This is a genomic window from Parabacteroides sp. Y3-G-102, assembly GCF_023656845.1.
Classification (GTDB): domain Bacteria; phylum Bacteroidota; class Bacteroidia; order Bacteroidales; family Tannerellaceae; genus Parabacteroides; species Parabacteroides distasonis.
Genome location: NZ_JAMOKU010000049.1, coordinates 1 through 16,543 on the forward strand (window position 1 = coordinate 1; position 16,543 = coordinate 16,543).

Consider the following 16,543-nt stretch of genomic DNA (forward strand, 5'->3'; position numbering starts at 1 on the left):
CGAGGCTTCCTCCGCAGTGGTTTTTTCATGGTTGTTTTGCATGGAAAAAGAAAAACGGTATTTTTGCCGCTGTGAACCGGTTCAGGAAACAACTTTCAACCCTGTGAAGTTTTTCAGGAGAAGGTTCTCTAAGATGTGAAGTACCTTAGAAAATAACAGTAAAATCTGTGAAGTAAATTTAGGCATAGTCAACGGTATAACTTCCCTTCTTGAAGAATATATACTTCAAGTGGCATAGGATATATACTTCATAGCCCAAGTAAGTATATCTTCTATCGCAGGTATGTCACTGATTTGCTACTGACCCGAAATAAGGCCGCACTCCTTCCGGCAGGAAGAAACGGATATCCTTGCCGGTTTGGTAAGCGTTACGGATAAATGTGGAGGAGATTTCCATCAAGGGAGCGTCTACCTTTTTCACGTTCGGATAAATGGTTGGGATCGAGATATCGAATCCTAGGCGGGGATAAATCAGCAGTTTGTAGTTTTGGAGTATTTTTTCATATTCTTTCCATCGGGGAAAAAGCTGCCAGTTATCGGCTCCCATGATAAAATAAAAGTCCCTATCCGGATAGTTGCTGGATAAGGCTCGCAAGGTATCAATGGAATAAGAAGGTTTCGGCAGGTGGAACTCAATATCGCAGACCTTGAATTTCGGATATCCGTCAATGGCGGCTTGGACCATTTCCAACCGTAGTGAGTCATCTAGCAAGTCATCCTTTTTCTTCAGCGGATTATGAGGCGTGACCACGAACCACACCTCATTCAGTCCCTCGAACTCACATAGCCAGTTCGCCAAGGCGAGATGGCCTATGTGAATGGGATTGAACGATCCACTGTAGATGCCGGTCTTGAGTCTCATCCGATTTATACTTACCCCTTCTTTTGCCAACCCTTATAGTTGATAAAACAAATGAATATATTAAATATCAGGGCACCCCCGATGATATACTCCTTATAATACAGGCTGATACCACCTAATACGAGGCTCGCTATCCCACAAACGATAGAAAGCCCCATCATAAAACGGGTATTCTTGAATATATTAGGCATAGACTATTTGTTTAAGAACTCACGAATGATCTTCAACGCGTCTTTTTGGGCAGTCTCCAGATCATCGTTTACGACAACCTTATCAAACTGTCCCGTGAACCCTAATTCATACTCAGCCTTGGCGATACGGCTTTCGATAACTTCCGGGCTGTCTGTTCCCCGTCCTTCCAATCGCTTCCGTAGGTCGTCGATGCAAGGAGGTTGGATAAAGACAGACAGGGCACGGTCTCCATAGAATTTCTTGATATTGCATCCGCCTACCACATCCACATCGAAAATCACGTTGTCCCCTTCATTCAAGATACGCTCTACCTCGCTTTTTAACGTACCGTAATATTTATCGGTATACACCTCCTCATATTCCAAGAAGTCTCCATTAGCGATACGACTGCGGAACTCTTCCGGCGTAAGGAAATAATATTCCACACCATTCTTCTCGGTTCCCCGCGGAGCCCGGCTGGTAGCCGAGATGGAGAAACGAAGGTGTAAATCTTGTTTCAAAAGATAATTAATAATGGTTGATTTTCCGGAACCCGAGGGTGCGGAGAAGATAATTAATTTGCCAGCCATTCTCGTTAATCTTATTATAATACGTTTAGTACCTGTTCCTTGATTTGTTCCAACTCGTCTTTCATCTGGACCACGATCTTCTGCATCTCGGCGTGGTTGCTCTTTGATCCGAGCGTATTGATCTCACGCCCCATTTCCTGAGCGATAAAACCGAGCTTCTTGCCTTGGCCGTGACCGGATTCCATGGTTGAGATAAAATATTTCAAGTGGTTGTCCAGACGGTTCTTTTCCTCGTTGACATCCAGCTTCTCTATGTAATAGATCATCTCCTGCTCGAAACGATTCTTGTCGTAGTCCTTCTCGGCTATCTTTTGCAGGTTATCCATGATACGAGCCTTGATCTTCTCGATACGTTCCCCCTCGTATTTCTCCACTTCTTTCAACAGAGTGGCGATATTGGCTATCTTTTGCTCAAAAAGCTTTTGAAGCATGGCTCCTTCTTGGATACGGAAATCACACAGGTGCTTGATAGCGTCCTTTACCGTTTCTAAAACCACCTCCCATTCGAATTCGTCCGGTTCTACGGTCTCAGACTTGATTGCGTCCGGCATCCGGAGCAAGGTCTGGAACCAATCGTTCGGAACGCTGATATTCAGTTTCTCTGCGATCTCCTTGATTTGGTTGTAATAATTCTCTACGGCGGCAAGATTGATCTGTGTAGGAGTATCTTTGCCTATATATTCTATAAAGATATTGAACTCAACTTTTCCCCGCTCCAAAGATTGAAGTAACAGGCTCCGAAGCTCCATTTCCTTATCCTTGTATATGGAAGGGATACGGGTGGACAAATCCAATTGCTTACTGTTTAAAGCCTTTATCTCTACGGTTACTTTTTTTGAAGGGAGCTCGGCAGTAACCTTACCGAACCCAGTCATTGATTGTATCATTTTTCTCAAAAGTTTGCGCAAAGATAGTGGTTTCCTTTTAGATTTGATGTTTATTTTCTCATAAATAGATGTTTCTCATAGGGCTGCCTTGATAGTATAATGAATTTTTGTATACCTTCGCAGCCTAATCAGATTGAAGGATTGAGATTGTTTGTTCGTTCAATTATCAATTGTTAATAGTTAATTATTATGTCATTGATCTTAAATATCGAGACATCCACTTCCGTATGTTCAGTAGCCCTGTCGGAAGGGGAGGAGGTGGTCTTTGAGAAGGCTTCCTTCGAGGGGCCGTCTCATGCGGCGTTATTGGGCGTTTATATGGAAGAGGCATTAGAAGCCGCGAAGTCGAAAGGGATAAAACTGGATGCTGTGGCGGTAAGTAGCGGACCCGGATCTTATACGGGGTTACGCATCGGGGTGTCTGTGGCTAAAGGATTATGCTTTGGGTATGGTATTCCTTTGATCGGTATTCATACGCTGGATATTTTAGCGTCTGCCGCTATCCGGAAAAATAAGGAGGAGGCCGATTGCTTGTATTGCGCTATGTTGGATGCCCGTCGTATGGAAGTCTACTCTTCGATTTATGATTCCCATCTCAACACGATACGTGCCACGACTGCTGATATCGTAGATGCTGATTCGTATGCTTCTTTTTTAGAGAACGGTAAGGTTTGTTTCTTTGGAGACGGTGCCGCTAAATGTGAGACGGTAATCACTTCTCCGAACGCCTGTTTTATAGATGGTATCTATCCATTAGCTGTAAATATGGTATCCTTGTCGCAGAAAGCATATGATGATGGCCGTTTTGAGAATGTGGCTTATTTTGAGCCTTTCTATTTGAAAGAATTCCAAGCAACGATCGCTAAGAACAAAGTGCTGAACGAGGCGTTAGGGAAAAACAAATAAGAGTAAGGGTACACAACCAAATTCATGTTCCGGCTGTTTATTCTAAAATGAATAAATCAGTTAAAGACATGAGAAAGAAAAGTGTGAATACGCTATTGGTATTTGGTGTGGTTGTCGCTATAATCCTTTTGATGATCTGGTTGTTCCTCGGGACAACGTTGGTGGAGGATACGAGTACGGAGATTAGTCCGGTTCCTATAGAGCAAGCTAACTGAGAACAATAACATAAAAAGGCGGGATCCTTTCGGACCTCGCCTTTTTTAATATAGATAGTTGTTTTTATTAACCAAGGAATCCTAGCAAGATACCGGCAGCTACAGCGGAACCGATTACACCTGCTACGTTCGGACCCATAGCGTGCATCAACAAGTAGTTGGTCGGGTCATATTCCAAACCTACAACTTGTGAGATACGAGCTGAGTCAGGAACGGCGGATACACCGGCGTTACCGATAAGCGGATTGATCTTATTGCCGTCTTTCAATATTAAATTGAATAACTTAACGAACAATACACCGGCGCAAGTAGCGATCACGAATGATAACGCACCTAGACCGAAGATCTTGATAGAGTTCAATGTCAAGAACTGTGTAGCTTGGGTAGAAGCACCTACCGTGATACCCAATAAGATCGTGATTGTATCGATCAGCGGACCACGAGCAGTCTCTGCCAAACGACGAGTCACGCCACTTTCTTTCAATAAGTTTCCGAAGAATAGCATACCTAACAATGGTAAACCGGACGGAACCAAGAAGCAAGTAAGCAACAAACCAACGATCGGGAAGATAATTTTTTCCGTGGAAGAAACGGCTCTCGGCGGTTTCATACGGATCAAACGCTCTTTCTTAGTCGTAAGCAATCTCATGAACGGCGGTTGGATAATAGGAACCAACGCCATGTATGAGTAAGCGGATACCGCGATCGCACCCATTAAGTTTGGCGCTAACTTAGAAGACAGGAAGATAGCCGTCGGACCGTCAGCACCACCGATAATACCGATAGCACCTGCTTGGTTCGGCTCAAATCCCATTTGAAGAGCAATCGTATAAGCACCAAAGATACCGAACTGAGCCGCTGCACCGATCAACATCAACTTAGGATTGGAGATCAATGCGGAGAAGTCGGTCATGGCCCCGATACCGAGGAAGATCAATGGCGGATACCATCCAGAGGTCACACCCTGATAGAGGATGTTCAGTACAGACCCTTGCTCATAAATACCTACCTGAAGACCTGCGTCCTTGAAAGGGATATTACCGATCAAGATACCAAATCCGATAGGGATCAAAAGCATCGGTTCAAACTCATATTTAATCGCCAGGAATATAAACAACAGACCTACCAGAATCATGATGAGATGTCCCGGAGTAGCGTTGTATACACCTGTATAGGTAAGGAACAGTTGTAAGTTCTCACCTAAGAATGTTAAAAAGCTCTCTTGCATAGTCTTATCCGATTACTACGAGATCAGCACCTTCTAGCACAGAGTCTCCCTTGTGTACTTTAATTTCTATAATCTTACCGTCACGGTCTGCGTTGATGTTGTTCTCCATCTTCATAGCCTCAAGGATAATCAATGTTTGACCTCTCTTCACGGTATCACCTACGTTGCACTTAACCTGCAAGATAACACCTGGCAGCGGAGTCTTAACAGCACCTTGTGTAGTAGAGGCTGCCGGACGAGTAACTACAGGGTCGCCACTTGCTGTTGTCGGTGCTTGAGCCGGACGTTTCAATGTAACCATTTGTTTCTTCGCCGGTTTCTCTAATTTTACTTGATAAGGTGTACCATTTACTTCAACATCTGCGATGTCATCCACTACAGAATTGATGTGTACTTTATATACGTTACCGTTAATGGTATATTTAAAACTTTTCATTCTTTGTTCGTTTTTAGATAATTACTTATGTGGGGTTTGACGCAAACCGTAGAGTTTTGAACTCCAAGGAGAATAAGTCCTTTGTACCTTGTGGATCGTAAGAACCGTGTGCTCGATGTCATGATTGTCATCACTCATCTCGTACAAAGCAGTAGCGATAGCGGCAAAGATCTCACCAGACTCTTGTCCGGCGTCAACCGATACACTTGTTGTTCCCGCAGCTTTTTGAGCGTTACGTTTGCTCGCGGATATAGACAATCTACCGATCTGCTTAAAGATGATGTATAACAAAAATAATCCCAAGAACACTACAGCCATAGCGGTAATGGTCATACCGATACCTAAAGAGTCATTCTGTTTGAAATTATCGATTTTCTCATTAGAATCCAATGTTAGGTTATTCGTACTGGGAGTAACTTTCTTCAGCTGTGCCCATTCATCTTTACCATCGATCACTCTACCGTAACTGATATCAGCCATTTGTCCGGCAGGGATCGTAACTTCGTCGATCAATGTTTTACCATCTGCATCATACAGAGCTATATAATTCTCCTTAGAAGGATCTAATACGAAGTTAACGTGGAATGTACCTCTGCCCGGCTGTCCGTCAGCCCAAAATAGTGTGTGCTGGCGGGGTTGGATCTGAGTCAATACGTCTCCCTTTGGGATCGGATATTTCATGGGATTGTTTTTGTCGTCTGTCAAATAACATCCCGCGATATTTACCGTTCCGGCCGAAGTGTTGAACAACTCAATCCAGCCATGACGTTTGCCATAGTCATCAACGAAGTTATCCTCGTTGATAACCAATACTTCATTAATACGCATGGAGGTTGCGCGCTGTGCCTTTGCCCCGAATGAAATGAGCAAAGCGAACAGTAGCAATACCCCTATTTTCTTATTTATCATATTCATCTCCTGTTTTACGGATTATAGAGGCAGGTTATCATGTTTCTTAGCAGGATTGCTTAACTTCTTAGTCTGCAATTGCTGCAAAGCACGAATAATACGGAAACGAGTGTTACGCGGTTCGATAACATCGTCGATATAACCGTATTGAGCTGCGTTATAAGGATTAGCGAATGCTTTCTTATATTCAGCTTCTTTCTCTGCTGCGCATGCTTTCGGATCTTCAGCGGCTGCTACTTCCTTGGCGAAGATAACCTCTACGGCACCGCTCGGGCCCATAACGGCGATCTCGGCTGTCGGCCATGCGTAATTCATATCACCACGTAAATGTTTAGAACTCATCACGCAATAAGCTCCACCGTAAGACTTACGCAATGTAACGGTAATCTTAGGAACGGTAGCCTCACCATAAGCGTAAAGCAATTTAGCGCCGTGAAGGATTACACCGTTGTATTCCTGACCTGTACCCGGAAGGAATCCCGGAACGTCAACCAATGTTACCAAAGGAATATTGAAAGCGTCGCAGAAACGAACGAAGCGACCTGCTTTACGAGATGCGTTGCTATCCAAGCATCCTGCCATAACCTTCGGCTGGTTAGCTACGATACCGACGGATTGTCCGTTGAAACGAGCGAAACCTACGATGATATTCTTAGCGTAGTCCGCATGGACCTCTAGGAACTCGTTGTTATCGACGATCGTACCGATAACCTCATACATATCGTAAGATTGGTTGGCGTTATCGGGAATGATATCGTTCAATACATCATCCAGACGATCGATCGGGTCTTTGCACTCAACTAACGGCGTTTCCTCTAAGTTGTTCTGAGGTAAGAAACTGAGCAATTTACGAATCAATTGCAAACCATCTTCTTCTGTATCGACAGCGAAATGGGCTACACCCGATTTGGTAGTGTGTACGCTGGCTCCACCCAACTGCTCTTGGGTTACATCCTCACCTGTTACGGTTTTTACGACTTTCGGGCCAGTCAAGAACATGTAGCTGGTACCACGTGTCATGATGTTGAAGTCTGTCAAAGCCGGAGAATAAACGGCTCCACCGGCGCAAGGGCCGAAGATACCGGAAATCTGGGGAACAACACCGGAAGCCAAGATGTTACGTTGGAAAATCTCAGCGTATCCTGCCAAGGCATTTACTCCTTCTTGGATACGAGCTCCACCGGAGTCGTTCAAACCGATAACGGGAGCGCCCATCTTCATGGCTTGATCCATTACTTTACAGATCTTCATAGCCAAAGCCTCAGACAAGGCTCCACCGAATACGGTGAAATCTTGAGCGAAGATATATACCAAACGTCCGTCGATCGTACCATAACCTGTTACGATACCATCGCCTAAATATTTAGTTTTCTCGATACCGAAGTTTGTACAACGGTGTTGAACAAACATGTCGAATTCCTCGAAACTACCTTCGTCAAGCAACATGGCGATACGCTCACGAGCGGTATATTTGCCTTTTTTGTGCTGTGATTCGATTCTTTTCTCTCCTCCACCCAAGCGAGCTTGCTCACGAAGTGCGATGAGCTCTTTTACTTTTTCAAGCTGGTTACTCATTGTATTTTGATTTGTTGTTAGAAATGAACGGATTAATTATTTGTTGCCCGGCATGCAAAGCTCTGTCAATACGCTGCAAGTTGATTTCGGGTGAAGGAAAGCGATGTTCAAGCCTTCTGCGCCACCACGGGGAGCTTTATCGATTAATTTAACGCCTTTTTCCTCAGCCTCGTTCAAAGCTGCCTGTACATCAGGTACCGCGAATGCGATATGGTGGATACCTTCACCTTTTTTCTCGATAAATTTTGCGATCGTGCTATCTTCGCTGGTCGGCTCTAGTAATTCAATCTTAGTCTGTCCTACCTTGAAAAATGCGGTTTTTACTTTTTGGTCTGCTACTACTTCGATATTGTAGCATTTTAATCCAAGAACGCCTTCATAATAGGGTAAACAAGCCTCGATACTCTTCACTGCGATACCTAAATGTTCGATATGTGTAAGTTCCATGTCAATAATAATTTAAAGATTTAGTAAATGTTTGTTTCTATTGTGTGCAAATGTACACTACTTTTTATGAATGAGGAAATAATTTTTTGTTTTTATCTCCCAGTAAATGTGTTTAAAGATACATTTTATTAAAAATCGACAATCAGACGAACGTTCAATTGACGTCCGGTCAGATAGTTTGGAACTGCGTATTGGACATTATATACATCTGTTATCCAATAGTAGGAACTAACGTTTTTGATGTCTAATATGTTAAATACATCCAGACCTAGCCAAATGTTTTTCAAATGGCGGAAGAAGCCCCTGTCCATGATAGCGTCCGTGCCTCCTGCCAATTGATAGGAGAGGCCGATATCTACACGTTTGTAGGCGGGCGTACGGAAATAGCCGGCTTCGTATCCTTTGCCCGGGATTGTCTGGGGAAGTCCTCCGGATAGAACTCCTTTCAGATTTAGCTTGACTCGTTTATAGCCCGGGAAATAATCTTGGAAGAAGAGTGAGATGTTGTAGCCTTGGCTATTGGCCATAGGTACGGTCGTTGTTTCCCGGATGGTTTGCTGGGCTTTCATCAAGGAGAAGCTGATCCATGAGTCGGTACCCGGTACGAATTCTCCGAAGAATTTGACATCGAGTCCCATGGCGTAACCTTTGGCGCAGTTCTCACCGTAATAGCGGATCTTGACGTTATCTACGGTGTAGGGATTCAGATTGTCCAGCTTTTTATAGTACATCTCGGCGGTCACCTTGAAATTCCGGTCTACGGCACGGAACGTATAATCTCCTCCCAATATGAAATGGATGGAGCGTTGTGACTTTAGATCTTTGTTCAATACCGTGATATTATTGCCGTTCTTATCTTTGTCTACTCTACGTAATTCCTTGTAGAAGGGCGATTGATAATACAGTCCGGTGGCGAAACGGAGCGTCAAGTCTTGGTCGAAGTTCGGGATAAAGCCCAATGAGGCACGGGGACTGAAAAGGAACTCCTTATTATAAGTCCAATAACTACCTCTAACCCCTGCGACTAACGTGAACAGACCTTGCTTGGTCCTGAATTTGAATGCGTCTTGCGCATAAGCGGAAAAGCGTGTGCTTTCTATCTGATTATCAGAAAAGAGGTTCGAATATACACTTACGTTATTACCGGTTTGGGGCAAAGAATAACCTGAGGAATCCCTTTTTTCCCATTCACTGATCTTATCATTGATTTTCTCCATTTGTACCGTGGCTCCCCATTTCAACGTATTGTTTAAAAGGCGGGCCATCCCATAGTGCCCGACATTCATGACGGTGGAGTTCAAACGGTTTCGTGCGTGCTCGTGATAACGGCCTACGGACATGGCGGCTGACGCGTCGTCATCCGGATTTTTCGCTCCGTTCTCGCTCAGCCAATATTCTCCGGCGATATCGTATCCCTCTTCTTCCTTGCTTTTGAAAGCGGAGGCTTGAAGTCCCAACTCTGTGTTCTCATTGGGGTTGTGTTTCAATGTAAGCGCACCGAATAAGGTTTGGAAACGGTCTCTTTCCCTTCCGTCGAAATAGACTTTGAAGTTCTTGGGATGCTCGGCTGTACCGAAAGAGGTTTCCCGGCTATAAGGGGTGAATTTATAATTATTGTTAGCGAGGTTTCCTAAGAAATTGATTTCCCATTTAGGGGCCAATTGGTACGTGATGTAAGTTTGCAGATCGATAAATTTAGGGTCGTATTCAGCGTCTGTATCCATGGTACCCAAAATAGACCGACCGCTTTTAAAGCGGAAACCCGTTACTTGGGTAAATTTACCGATAGAACTGCCTACATAAGCATTCGCTCCCAACAAGCTCGCGGAAGCCGAGCCTTCGAATATCTTAGGCTTTTTATAGGTAATATCCAGCACGGAACTCATCTTGTCTCCGTAACGAGCCTCGAAGCCACCGGCGGCGAAATTGACCGCCTCCGTCAGGTCCGGATTGATAAAACTAAGGCCCTCTTGTTGTCCCGAGCGAATCAGAAGCGGACGGAATACCTCGATCCCATTCACATAAACGATATTTTCATCATAACTACCTCCACGTACGGAATACTGGGAACTTAGCTCGTTATTGGACGATACGCCGGCAAACGTAACGACCAAGCTCTCTATACTACCTCCGGAGGGATCGGGCAATAATTTAATTCTGTCCGCATTTAAGGACTCCATGGTCGTGGTCTGCTTGCGGATGGCAGTAACGGATACTTCCCCTAAATCAAATGAGGTATTGTTCATCTGTACGTTCAGGCGCATGTCGGCTTGTGCCGAGGGAATGATACGCTCGGCTTTATTATATCCCAGACAGGAGTAAATAATGGAGATAGAGTCTCCCGGCGATATGGAAAAGGAATAATATCCCTTCTCGTTGGTCATGGAGCCGATCAACGTGTTCTTAACCCGGACATTCACTAATTCCAGAGGGTTACCGTCGGCGTCACGGACATAACCAGTGATTTTTATGCGGCCCTCGCCAAAGGCACTCACGGAAATAAGTATAAATAGCAGCGCGGCTATCGCACGAATCTTCATAATCTATTGTTCAATTATAAAAATACTAACGAGAAAAAAGAACGATACGTATATATGGGTGCAAAAAATTATATTTATATTTGCGAATCTTAATATTAAAAGAGTACAAAGAACGAAAAAAATGGAGAGTTTTGCAACACTTATACAAAATAGAAGAAGTACACGTAAGTTTACCGAACAACTACTTTCACCCGAGCAGGTAGAACTGATCTTGAAAGCGGCGTTGATGGCTCCGGCCTCAAAACGTAGTAATCCTTGGCAGTTCGTGGTCGTGGAAGATAAGGAAATGTTGAAGAAACTTGCCGGGTGTAAGAAAAATGGTTCCGCTTTTCTGGAGGGTTGTGCCTTGGCCGTGGTTGTCTTGGCGAATGTGATGGAAAGCGATGTTTGGATCGAGGACGCTTCGGTCGCTTCTATTTATATGCAATTGCAAGCAGAGGATTTGGGATTGGGCAGTTGCTGGTGTCAGATCCGGAACCGGGTAACAGAGGACGAGGCGGATTCGAATAATTATGTTCGTTCGTTGCTGGATATCCCTTATCAATTGGATGTCTTGTCTATCATTGGTATCGGTTATAAGGATCAGGTTCGTAAGCCTTTTGATGAATCCCATTTACAATGGGAGAAGATACATATAGGAAAGTTCTCTCTTCCGGAAGAAAATAAAGAGACGGGAGAATGAGAGTCGTATTTGTTGGTGCCGGAAACTTAGCTACCCGGCTTTCGTTGGAAATGCGTAAGTCCGGAATGAGTATCGGGCAAGTGTATAGTCACACAAGTGAGCATGCTAAGATTTTAGCCGATGAATTGGGATGTGGGTGGACTGTTGTCCCGGAAGAGATTGTGGAAGATGCCGACTTGTATGTTTTCTCTTTGAAAGATGCCGTGCTCCAAGATGTTATCGCCCGTGTAAAACCGAATAACGGTTTGTGGGTGCATACGGCAGGGAGTATGCCAATCTCTGTATTTGAAGGTCTTACGGCTAGATATGGGGTGGTTTATCCGTTACAAACGTTTAGTAAGAGTAGGAAGGTGGATTTCAAGAAAATACCGTTCTTTTTAGAGGCGAACTCGTCTGAAGATGAGAAGGTGCTGGGCGAGGTGGCTAGGGCGCTCTCCAGTGATGTCCGTTTCCTCTCCTCCGAGAAGCGAAAGAACTTACATTTAGCGGCGGTTTTCGCTTGTAATTTTACGAATCATATGTATGCGCTAGCTGAAAAGATCTTGGAAGAACAGCAAATACCGGGAGAGGTCTTGTTACCTTTGATAGACGAGACAGCCGCTAAGGTACATGTAATGTCGCCGGCGCAAGCCCAAACGGGACCAGCTATACGATATGACGAGAATGTGATAAACAAACATATGGCTATGCTTAAAGATCCGGATATGCGAAATCTATATGAGCTGATTAGCCGAAGTATACATAAGGAGGCTCGACATGAGTAGTATAAACTATGATTTGAGAAAAATAAAGGCTTTTGTCTTTGATGTAGACGGGGTGCTATCCTGCGATGTGATTCCGCTTCACCCGAATGGCGATCCGATGCGTACGGTCAATATCAAGGATGGCTATGCCTTGCAATTGGCCGTGAAGAAAGGTTATGAGGTCGCTATAATTACGGGCGGATATACGGAAGCCGTACAGATTCGCTTTTCTCGTTTGGGTATACAGCATATTTATATGCGTAGCGCTGTAAAGGTGCATGACTTTAAGGATTTCATGGAAAAAACGGGCTTGTCTCCTGAGCAAATCATGTATGCGGGTGATGATATTCCTGATTATGAGGTAATGACGCGAGTCGGATTGCCGGTGGCACCTGCGGATGCGGCTCCGGAGATCAAGGAGGTAGCGAAATATATATCCTCCCGGCGAGGTGGCGAAGGCGTAGCTAGGGACGTGATCGAGCAAACGATGCGGGCGCAAGGACACTGGTTCGGCGAGGAGGCTTTTGGGTGGTAAAATTTTGGTGAATGTGTAACGCTTAATCGAATAGGTTATGTTAGAGAATTTAAAAAAGTACAAGATCGTCTTAGCCTCTAATTCTCCGAGACGACGGAATTTGTTATCTGGTCTGGATATCGACTTCGAGGTGAGGGTAATTTCGGATATTGACGAGTCTTACCCGGATTCTATTGACTCCATGGAGATCCCTTTATATATTGCCCGTTCGAAAGCGGAGGCCTATAAACCGACTATGGCGGATGATGAATTGCTAATCACGGCAGATACGATCGTTTGGACGTTTGACGGGGTTATGGGAAAGCCTGCGAATCGAGAGGAAGCTTATGCTATGCTTCATGCTTTGTCGGATCATGTACATCAGGTAATAACCGGTGTTTGTATCATGACGAAGGACAAAAATGTAGGCTTTTCCGTCGAATCTGCGGTTTGTTTCGCTAAATTGGGTGATGAAGAGATTAATTATTATTTGGATAAATATAAACCTTATGATAAGGCGGGAGGGTATGGCATTCAGGAGTGGATCGGTTATATTGGGGTAGAGGCTATCAATGGTAGCTTTTATAACGTGATGGGATTACCTGTGCAAAAGCTTTATCAGGAATTGAAACATTTTTAATCTCAATTCAAGGTAAAGTATTTATCCTTCATATAATATTCTATCTGATTTAATGTGTGCGCTAAGGCTGGGGGAATCGGTAAGACGACCGGTTTCTCCACATTCCATTCCGGGTCATTTATGATCATGTCGGATAGACTGCCCGCATGTATTAAGATAAGGCGGGTAGGGGCTGAGGCTATAACCTTATGATTGGTGTTTTGCGCAAGTAGCATGAAATGATCTTTTGCCACTTCCGCTATATGTGTCCCTTCTTGGCTGTAAATAATAAGTTTTCCCGAAAATACGAAGATTAATAGGTTATCCGTGGTTGTGGTATTAAACAGGGAATCTCCGGCTCTCAGTATTTTGCATTCAAGTTGATTTAGATAACGCTTCATGTAGGAACTTAAGGATTTTCGAGGATAGCCAATGTTTTTCTGTTAGGAAGGTATTCCAACATACCTTTTGAGTAGGTGACTTTCTGTTGTCCGTTGTTGTCCGCATAAATAATGAAATACTCTATTTGGGGGATGGATTGTGCCAGTAGCTTCGCTTTCTCGACTCCCAAAACCATGAAAGTCGTAGCGTAAGCGTCTGCTGTCATACAATCTTCCGCCACGATGGTCGCGCTAAGAATATTTTGTCCAGCGGGATAACCGGTCGCCGGATTGATCGTATGGGCATATTTCTTACCATCCTTGATGTAGAAGTTTCGGTAGTCGCCAGAAGTAGCCACACCCCCTTTTTGGCATAATTGTACGATCTCTTCAACATCATTTGTTACGCCACTTGTCCCTATTTCCGGCTTGTTGATGCCGACTCGCCAACAGTCACCTTGTTGATTTACGCCTTTCATGGTGACCTCACCACCTATTTCTACCATGTAGTTCTTTACGCCTTCCTTTTCCAGCAGGCGGGCGATAACATCGCAAGCATAACCTTTTGCTATGGACGAACAATTCAATAGAATCCGGGGATCTTCTTTGATGATTTTCTTTCCTTCCAATCTTACTTTTTGATAACCGACGAAAGCCTTGATGCTATCGATCATCTGCGGGGTTACGCTGTCCATCTTACTGAATCCGAATCCCCATAGATTAATTAATGGAGCGCAAGTAATATCAAAAGCTCCTCCTGATTTTTTGGAGATTTCTTCCGCCTTATTGAATACTTCGGTAAACCATTCGTCTACCTCCACATCCTCGTTATTATTGACTTTCGCGATCGTGGAGTTGGGGTTGAAAGGATTTAAGGAGAGGTTAAAACGTTGCAGCTCGCTGTCGATCTTATCGGTTAGGATTTGCTTGGCCTTGTATTTGATGTGGTAACTTGTATGAAAAACAGAACCACTCTCTTCGAAATATTGGCCCTTGTCCGAGCAAGCCGTATGCGATAAGATCAACAGGCTGACTAATATGGTAATATTCTTGCGCATCATTATGAAATTTTATGTCGCGAACTTACATAAAAAATTCCATATATGCCCCTTTCATGGGGGAGACGCTATTGTGTGTATAAATATCAAGGATTCCTTTTTTATATTGTGACTCTGGTTTTATCCAATGTGCACGCCTTTCGGATAGGATCTTTTCTATCTCTTCCACGCTTCTCTCAATACTGTCGGTACCGATTATATCCAATGTTCTCGCTGGAATATCGATACGGATCAAGTCATCGTTTTCGACCAAGGCGATTGGTCCCCCCTCGGAAGCCTCCGGGGATACATGTCCGATCGCCGGGCCTCGGGTCGCTCCGGAGAAACGACCGTCGGTGATCAATGCGATGGTCTCTACCAACTCAGGATCGGAGGCGATCGCTTCTGTCGTATAAAACATTTCTGGCATTCCACTTCCTTTCGGTCCTTCATAACGGATAAATACCGCTTCTCCCGGATGGATTTTCTTTTGTAATACCGCCTCAATAGCGTTCTCCTCACAATCGAATACCCTCGCTTTCAGGGTGACTTGCATCAAGCGGGGTGAAATCGCCGAATGTTTTACGACTGCCCCTTCGGGCGCTAAATTTCCTTTCAATATAGCGATGGCTCCTTGTGCCTTGATCGGTGTATGAAGAGGTTTGATAATATCGCCAACCTTTACTCCTAGGGCAGGAAGATATTTATGGCAATTCTTATAGAAGCCGTTGAGTTGTAAATCTTTTAAGTTTTCTTCCAATGTTTTGCCGGTAACAGTCATGACGTCGAGATGGAGGAATTCTTTGATTTCTTCCATGATCGCCGGTACGCCTCCCGCATACCAGAAATATTCGCCGGGCCAAAAACCGCTGGGACGTATATTTAAAAGGTAGGGGATCTTACGATGTATCTTGTCGAACAAATCCGGTGATAACTGGATTCCCAGTTCGTGGGCGATAGCTGGAAGATGAAGCAGGCTGTTGCTGGAACCCGCTATGGCGGCATGTACCATGATCGCATTTTCAAACGCTTGTATCGTCATGATATCGGAGGGTTTTAACTCTTCTTTCGCTAGTCCGAGTGCATGTTCTCCGGCTTTACGGGCGGTTTCTTTTAACTCGGGTAAATGGGCGGGGATCAAGGCGGAGCCCGGTAAAGCGATGCCAAGCGCTTCTGCCATTACTTGCATCGTAGAGGCGGTACCCATGAAAGAGCAAGCTCCACAATCCGGACATGCGTCACGCTTATAAACCATGAATTGTTCTTCCGTTATTTCTTTTCGCTCGTATTGGGCGCTATAGGTACCGATTTGTTCTAACGTGAGTAGGTTGGGACCGGCTTTCATTATACCACCGGGCATGAATATAGCAGGCATATCTAGCCGGGCTATCGCCATCAAATGCGCAGGGACGGATTTGTCGCAACTGGCTATAAAGACACCAGCGTCGAAAGGAGTCGCTTTTACATGAATCTCCATCATGGCGGCCATGATATCACGGGAGACTAATGAGTAGTTCATACCATCGTGTCCCTGCGCCTCTCCATCACAAATATCAGTGACGAAGTAGTTTGCGGCACGTCCCCCCTTTTCCTTTATACCGATTCCTGCCTCGTCCACCAATTTATCCAGATGGGCGCTTCCCGGATGGCTATGTCCGTAACTGCTTTCTACAATGATTTGCGGTTTACTCAATTCGTCGATTTTCCAACCGCTGCCTAGCCGGAGTGAATCCAGCTCCGGCGCTAGTTTTCGTAATTGCTGGCTTTTCATGTCTATTAATTAATGTATAAGGTTATTTATT

The 16,543-nt window shown here is 44.5% G+C and carries 19 protein-coding genes; 6 read left to right on the forward strand and 13 right to left on the reverse strand.

Annotated features, from left to right (window positions below):
• Positions 1-286: 286 nt before the first annotated feature.
• Genes nadD through NBH16_RS19120 form a run of 4 tightly spaced genes read right to left on the reverse strand, consistent with a single transcriptional unit; the run spans position 287 to position 2,510 of the window.
• Entirely contained in the window at positions 287-862 is a 576-nt protein-coding gene (gene nadD, locus NBH16_RS19105) for a nicotinate (nicotinamide) nucleotide adenylyltransferase (protein WP_022192874.1), read from the reverse strand.
• Between the two features lie 11 nt (positions 863-873).
• Positions 874-1,053, reverse strand: coding sequence for a hypothetical protein (locus tag NBH16_RS19110; RefSeq protein ID WP_022192875.1), 180 nt, complete (start codon positions 1,051-1,053; stop codon positions 874-876).
• Positions 1,054-1,056: 3 nt separating this feature from the next.
• A complete protein-coding gene (gmk, locus tag NBH16_RS19115) occupies positions 1,057-1,623 on the reverse strand; it encodes a guanylate kinase (RefSeq protein ID WP_005861508.1) in 567 nt (188 codons plus the stop codon).
• Between the two features lie 14 nt (positions 1,624-1,637).
• Positions 1,638-2,510: a YicC/YloC family endoribonuclease gene (locus NBH16_RS19120; protein ID WP_196009563.1), complete on the reverse strand. Its 873-nt coding sequence runs from the start codon at positions 2,508-2,510 to the stop codon at positions 1,638-1,640.
• 189 nt (positions 2,511-2,699) lie between these two features.
• Between NBH16_RS19120 and tsaB the strand changes: the two genes are divergently transcribed.
• Positions 2,700-3,416: a tRNA (adenosine(37)-N6)-threonylcarbamoyltransferase complex dimerization subunit type 1 TsaB gene (gene tsaB, locus NBH16_RS19125; RefSeq protein WP_196009564.1), complete on the forward strand. Its 717-nt coding sequence runs from the start codon at positions 2,700-2,702 to the stop codon at positions 3,414-3,416.
• A gap of 68 nt (positions 3,417-3,484) precedes the next feature.
• Complete coding sequence (locus NBH16_RS19130) at positions 3,485-3,631, forward strand: hypothetical protein (protein ID WP_005861514.1); 147 nt, start codon at positions 3,485-3,487, stop codon at positions 3,629-3,631.
• 67 nt (positions 3,632-3,698) lie between these two features.
• On the opposite strand, the gene NBH16_RS19135 is transcribed toward NBH16_RS19130, so the two are convergent.
• The 6 genes from NBH16_RS19135 to NBH16_RS19160 form a co-directional block, all read right to left on the reverse strand.
• Entirely contained in the window at positions 3,699-4,859 is a 1,161-nt protein-coding gene (locus NBH16_RS19135; RefSeq protein WP_005861516.1) for a sodium ion-translocating decarboxylase subunit beta, read from the reverse strand.
• 4 nt (positions 4,860-4,863) lie between these two features.
• Positions 4,864-5,295, reverse strand: coding sequence for a biotin/lipoyl-containing protein (locus NBH16_RS19140; protein ID WP_005865787.1), 432 nt, complete (start codon positions 5,293-5,295; stop codon positions 4,864-4,866).
• A gap of 21 nt (positions 5,296-5,316) precedes the next feature.
• The gene (locus NBH16_RS19145; protein WP_005865789.1) at positions 5,317-6,204 is read right to left on the reverse strand and encodes an OadG family transporter subunit; all 888 of its coding nucleotides are present in this window, start codon (positions 6,202-6,204) and stop codon (positions 5,317-5,319) included.
• Positions 6,205-6,225: 21 nt separating this feature from the next.
• The gene (locus NBH16_RS19150) at positions 6,226-7,779 is read right to left on the reverse strand and encodes an acyl-CoA carboxylase subunit beta (protein ID WP_005861522.1); all 1,554 of its coding nucleotides are present in this window, start codon (positions 7,777-7,779) and stop codon (positions 6,226-6,228) included.
• Positions 7,780-7,815: 36 nt separating this feature from the next.
• Positions 7,816-8,226 (reverse strand): methylmalonyl-CoA epimerase, encoded by a 411-nt coding sequence (gene mce / locus NBH16_RS19155; RefSeq protein WP_005861524.1) that lies wholly within the window; start codon positions 8,224-8,226, stop codon positions 7,816-7,818.
• 128 nt (positions 8,227-8,354) lie between these two features.
• The gene (locus NBH16_RS19160) at positions 8,355-10,766 is read right to left on the reverse strand and encodes a TonB-dependent receptor (protein WP_250788972.1); all 2,412 of its coding nucleotides are present in this window, start codon (positions 10,764-10,766) and stop codon (positions 8,355-8,357) included.
• 121 nt (positions 10,767-10,887) lie between these two features.
• Between NBH16_RS19160 and NBH16_RS19165 the strand changes: the two genes are divergently transcribed.
• From NBH16_RS19165 to NBH16_RS19180, 4 genes are read left to right on the forward strand one after another with little or no spacing between them, the layout of a single operon-like run.
• A complete protein-coding gene (locus tag NBH16_RS19165) occupies positions 10,888-11,448 on the forward strand; it encodes a nitroreductase family protein (protein ID WP_122144257.1) in 561 nt (186 codons plus the stop codon).
• Entirely contained in the window at positions 11,445-12,212 is a 768-nt protein-coding gene (locus NBH16_RS19170; RefSeq protein WP_250788973.1) for a Rossmann-like and DUF2520 domain-containing protein, read from the forward strand. The genes NBH16_RS19165 and NBH16_RS19170 overlap by 4 nt, the downstream gene beginning before the upstream one ends.
• Positions 12,205-12,726, forward strand: a complete 522-nt coding sequence (locus NBH16_RS19175) for a KdsC family phosphatase (RefSeq protein WP_122144259.1) — start codon at positions 12,205-12,207, stop codon at positions 12,724-12,726. Before NBH16_RS19170 ends, NBH16_RS19175 begins: the two co-directional genes overlap by 8 nt.
• Positions 12,727-12,763: 37 nt before the next feature.
• Positions 12,764-13,345, forward strand: a complete 582-nt coding sequence (locus NBH16_RS19180) for a Maf-like protein (protein WP_005861534.1) — start codon at positions 12,764-12,766, stop codon at positions 13,343-13,345.
• A gap of 2 nt (positions 13,346-13,347) precedes the next feature.
• On the opposite strand, the gene NBH16_RS19185 is transcribed toward NBH16_RS19180, so the two are convergent.
• From NBH16_RS19185 to ilvD, 3 genes are read right to left on the reverse strand one after another with little or no spacing between them, the layout of a single operon-like run.
• The gene (locus tag NBH16_RS19185) at positions 13,348-13,725 is read right to left on the reverse strand and encodes a hypothetical protein (RefSeq protein ID WP_005865798.1); all 378 of its coding nucleotides are present in this window, start codon (positions 13,723-13,725) and stop codon (positions 13,348-13,350) included.
• A gap of 8 nt (positions 13,726-13,733) precedes the next feature.
• Positions 13,734-14,765, reverse strand: coding sequence for an FAD:protein FMN transferase (locus NBH16_RS19190; protein WP_087880987.1), 1,032 nt, complete (start codon positions 14,763-14,765; stop codon positions 13,734-13,736).
• A 22-nt stretch (positions 14,766-14,787) separates the two neighbouring features.
• The gene (gene ilvD / locus NBH16_RS19195) at positions 14,788-16,512 is read right to left on the reverse strand and encodes a dihydroxy-acid dehydratase (protein WP_122144261.1); all 1,725 of its coding nucleotides are present in this window, start codon (positions 16,510-16,512) and stop codon (positions 14,788-14,790) included.
• Positions 16,513-16,543: the final 31 nt, after the last annotated feature.

Bases quoted from the DNA above. Each gene is read 5' to 3' on its own strand.
- NBH16_RS19180 (WP_005861534.1), top strand. From the start codon at position 12,764: ATGTTAGAGAATTTAAAAAAGTACAAGATCGTCTTAGCCTCTAATTCT.
- nadD (WP_022192874.1), bottom strand. From the start codon at position 862: ATGAGACTCAAGACCGGCATCTACAGTGGATCGTTCAATCCCATTCAC.
- NBH16_RS19175 (WP_122144259.1), top strand. From the start codon at position 12,205: ATGAGTAGTATAAACTATGATTTGAGAAAAATAAAGGCTTTTGTCTTT.
- NBH16_RS19170 (WP_250788973.1), top strand. From the start codon at position 11,445: ATGAGAGTCGTATTTGTTGGTGCCGGAAACTTAGCTACCCGGCTTTCG.
- NBH16_RS19145 (WP_005865789.1), bottom strand. From the start codon at position 6,204: ATGATAAATAAGAAAATAGGGGTATTGCTACTGTTCGCTTTGCTCATT.
- NBH16_RS19190 (WP_087880987.1), bottom strand. From the start codon at position 14,765: ATGATGCGCAAGAATATTACCATATTAGTCAGCCTGTTGATCTTATCG.
- NBH16_RS19110 (WP_022192875.1), bottom strand. From the start codon at position 1,053: ATGCCTAATATATTCAAGAATACCCGTTTTATGATGGGGCTTTCTATC.
- NBH16_RS19130 (WP_005861514.1), top strand. From the start codon at position 3,485: ATGAGAAAGAAAAGTGTGAATACGCTATTGGTATTTGGTGTGGTTGTC.
- NBH16_RS19150 (WP_005861522.1), bottom strand. From the start codon at position 7,779: ATGAGTAACCAGCTTGAAAAAGTAAAAGAGCTCATCGCACTTCGTGAG.
- NBH16_RS19165 (WP_122144257.1), top strand. From the start codon at position 10,888: ATGGAGAGTTTTGCAACACTTATACAAAATAGAAGAAGTACACGTAAG.
- NBH16_RS19135 (WP_005861516.1), bottom strand. From the start codon at position 4,859: ATGCAAGAGAGCTTTTTAACATTCTTAGGTGAGAACTTACAACTGTTC.
- NBH16_RS19140 (WP_005865787.1), bottom strand. From the start codon at position 5,295: ATGAAAAGTTTTAAATATACCATTAACGGTAACGTATATAAAGTACAC.
- NBH16_RS19185 (WP_005865798.1), bottom strand. From the start codon at position 13,725: ATGAAGCGTTATCTAAATCAACTTGAATGCAAAATACTGAGAGCCGGA.
- gmk (WP_005861508.1), bottom strand. From the start codon at position 1,623: ATGGCTGGCAAATTAATTATCTTCTCCGCACCCTCGGGTTCCGGAAAA.
- NBH16_RS19160 (WP_250788972.1), bottom strand. From the start codon at position 10,766: ATGAAGATTCGTGCGATAGCCGCGCTGCTATTTATACTTATTTCCGTG.
- NBH16_RS19120 (WP_196009563.1), bottom strand. From the start codon at position 2,510: ATGATACAATCAATGACTGGGTTCGGTAAGGTTACTGCCGAGCTCCCT.
- tsaB (WP_196009564.1), top strand. From the start codon at position 2,700: ATGTCATTGATCTTAAATATCGAGACATCCACTTCCGTATGTTCAGTA.
- ilvD (WP_122144261.1), bottom strand. From the start codon at position 16,512: ATGAAAAGCCAGCAATTACGAAAACTAGCGCCGGAGCTGGATTCACTC.
- mce (WP_005861524.1), bottom strand. From the start codon at position 8,226: ATGGAACTTACACATATCGAACATTTAGGTATCGCAGTGAAGAGTATC.